Raw genomic sequence first — 2,677 nt, 5'->3', positions numbered from 1 at the left:
CTGTTGTCCACCTGAGTGATCGTAGTCAATTACCCGCAGGTACTCAGATTCTTTCCTCTAAGATGTGTAAGCGTCCAAAAATGACGTCTTGATGTTTATTTCTGTTTTTCTTAGTTTCGCGCTGTATAATTCTAATATTTTATTTTATGTACAGCGACAGTGATTTTGAGAAGTTATGGTTTCTCTATAAAACCGATGGTCAAAGTAGAGGTGTTTCTATCAACGCCTATTGTTCTATGCAAGGTATTTCTTATAAGTTGTTTTATGACTGGCTTCGCAAGCGTCAGAAGTCTATCGTTCCTGTTCGGGTTGATGGTCGTCCTTGTGCTGAAGTTGAATCTGAGGATGCATCTTTAATTCAACCAGAATCTCAGTCTGATTCCTCTAGTTGTTCTTCTGGTGGCATTATGATCAGTATTCAGACTCGTGATGGTCTTCACATTCAAAAGAGCGACTTAGATTACCTTGGTGTTAAACAACTTGTTGATAGATTGGAGGGTTTATGTTGAGTATTTCTGGTTTGAAGAATTTTTATTTTCTTCCTACTTTTCATGATATGCGTTGTAAAGCTCCTCGTATTTGTGAGATCATCCGTACTCGTTATCATCGTGATCCGATTAACGGTGACGTTTATATCTTTATGTCCAAAGACCAAAAAAAGGTTAAACTGGTTTACTTTGAGAAGCGTGCCTATCACCTTCACGAGAAACGCTTTACCGGCGATTATCGTTTTATGCGTGTTGAAATCGAAAATGACGAGTTGGTCTATAAGATAGCTTGGAATAGCTTGGTGGCTATATTGGAAAGTCCAATAATAAAGTCGATTCGTCTTCATTAATTTTGCTGTTTTTGTTTTGTTAATCAACTGTAATTCAGATAATTAAATATGTTTTTCTATTCATTTTCTCCTTGTTTTTTCTTACTTTTAGGTTCAAATCTGAGGTATGACAGGAGACGAGTTAATAGATCGCATATTGAATCGCAAGTATTTGGAGCAGCAGGAGGATCTTCCTGTTGTTCCTTGTGAGGCTACCTCTGATATGACTGATTCTGAAGTTCGTAAATACTGTCTTTTCCTTTTGGAGCAAGTTTCCGCCAAAGATAAGATGTTAGGTGATATCTTGACTGAGTTGAAGGAGCTGCGTAAAGAAAGTAGTTCTGAGAATAGAAGCCTACATGAAGTCATATCCTCTTTACAATCGGAGGTTTCAAGCTATAAGGAAGAGATTCGTGTTTTACGTAAAGAGAATAGAGCGCTTAAAGATAGTTCTTCTGTACTAAAGAATGAGCATTTTGGTAGTTCTAAGAGTCAAAAAGGAATTGATAAGAAATCTGATATAAAAGGTCGTAATGACGATAAAGGCGGTTTTGACGGTACGGCTGGTTCTCTTAGTTCTGATCCTGTGGATTCCCCTGTTTTAGATGAGGATAATAAATCTCAGGATAAGGTTTATCATGGTCCTAGCCGTAAAGGTTGGAAATATACTAAATGTGTTGTTGGTGATGCTGTTGTCCACCTGAGTGATCGTAGTCAATTACCCGCAGGTACTCAGATTCTTTCCTCTAAGATGTATAAAGTTCGTGACGTTATCAGTCAAATAGTTGAGCACCACTTTGAACATCTGAAAGTTAAGTATGCCGACGGACGTATTGAGACCGTTTATCTGGCACACGTTGATGATGCGGAATCCGGAGTTTACAAAGAGATCGTTCCGGGTACTCATATTACGGCTAATCTTCTTTCTTATTTGTTGTTCAATAAATACCAGATGTGTAGCCCTTCTTATCGTGAGACCAAGAATCGCTTGTCTGATATGAGTTGGGATACTTGTCGCCAAAATCTTTCTAACTGGTCTGACAAAGGTGCCATCCAGTTAAACAAGCTTATTCCCGCACTCAAGTCTTTTGCTTTGCAGGCTGGTTCTGATGTGAATGTTGATGAGACCTGGTGTCGTTATCAAACTCATTATGGTCACAAGAAGACTTATATGTGGTGTTTGGTAAACAAGAGAGCTAATATTGTTATTTTCTTCTATGAAGACTGCACGGATGCGGATGGGAGTCGACATACTGGCGGAAGACGTCGCAAGGTATTGACGGACTTTTTGGGTGATGCCAAACTTCGTTCGTTGCAGAGTGATGGTTATAACGTTTATATGTATTTGGATGACGAGCTTACCAGTGTAGATCACCTTTGTTGCCTGGCTCACGCCCGCGCGAAGTTCAAGACTGCGTTTGATCAAGGTTGTGACCTTGCTCGTTTCTTTCTTCTTAAGATGGGCAGCCTTTATAAACGTGAGGAGGAATATGTTCGTTTAAAGTTGTCTGCCGCTGAGATCAAGCGTCGTCGCAATGATGAATATACTAATGGGATAGTTGATGCTCTTTGGAAGGAGTTATACGAGTTGTTGGCTTTACCTGATGAAGGTATGAGTGATTTGATGCGTAAGGCTTTAAATTATCTTCGTACTTTTTGGAAACAACTTTTCCGCTATCGAACTAACGGTGAATATACCATTGATAATCTGGCCGCCGAGCGAGCGATAAGACCCTTGACAAATCAGCGAAAGAACAGTTTGTTTTTTTGCAGTACGGGTGGTGCTTTAAACTCGGCAATTTACAATACGTTCATTGAGACCTGTAAGCAGGTTGGTGTTTCTTTTAGAGACTATTTCCG

The 2,677-nt window shown here is 39.6% G+C and carries 3 protein-coding genes; all 3 read left to right on the top strand.

Annotated features, from left to right (window positions below):
- The first annotated feature begins 146 nt into the window (after positions 1–146).
- Positions 147–509 (top strand): hypothetical protein, encoded by a 363-nt coding sequence (locus tag D0T87_RS05955; RefSeq protein WP_163173769.1) that lies wholly within the window; start codon positions 147–149, stop codon positions 507–509.
- Positions 503–838 carry an IS66 family insertion sequence element accessory protein TnpB gene (gene tnpB / locus D0T87_RS05950; protein WP_163173767.1) on the top strand — a complete coding sequence of 112 codons (336 nt, stop codon included), beginning with the start codon at positions 503–505 and terminating at the stop codon, positions 836–838. Before D0T87_RS05955 ends, tnpB begins: the two co-directional genes overlap by 7 nt.
- Before the next feature lie 106 nt (positions 839–944).
- A partial coding sequence (locus tag D0T87_RS24525) for a transposase (protein WP_239063495.1) occupies positions 945–2,677 on the top strand: 1,733 nt, incomplete at its 3' end.

This window comes from Bacteroides sp. 51, assembly GCF_010500965.1.
In the GTDB taxonomy this organism is placed as follows: domain Bacteria; phylum Bacteroidota; class Bacteroidia; order Bacteroidales; family Bacteroidaceae; genus Bacteroides.
This window is presented reverse-complemented; position numbering and strand designations above follow the sequence as displayed.